Below are 255 nucleotides of genomic sequence, written 5' to 3' on the forward strand. Positions count from 1 at the left end.
GTCTCCAAACAGCTTGGAAATTTCGGCGCCGAACCAGCGGTCAATTAGATCCGCTTCCGCAGCCAAGGTCGACCATGAATCACTTAGGTCGACTTTGACAAGGGGGGTCCCATTTGGGGACAGGTTTGCGGAATCAGCGCCGTGCTGTTTGTTTGAGGGAATGTCGTCCGGCGCGTCCATGCGCTGGAAATCTCATATGTGCGCTTGTCTTTCATGGGGAGGGTTAGTGCGGTTGATTTTGTGTCTTGGGCGAAC

Annotated in this window: 1 protein-coding gene; it reads right to left on the reverse strand. The window is 54.1% G+C overall.

Annotated features, from left to right (window positions below; translation table 11 throughout):
- Positions 1–180, reverse strand: a 180-nt coding sequence (locus tag EOE18_RS18735; protein ID WP_220446056.1) for a hypothetical protein, incomplete at its 3' end; no start/stop codon positions are given.
- Between the last annotated feature and the right edge of the window lie 75 nt (positions 181–255).

Source organism: Novosphingobium umbonatum (assembly GCF_004005905.1).
GTDB classification, from domain to species: Bacteria; Pseudomonadota; Alphaproteobacteria; order Sphingomonadales; family Sphingomonadaceae; genus Novosphingobium; species Novosphingobium umbonatum.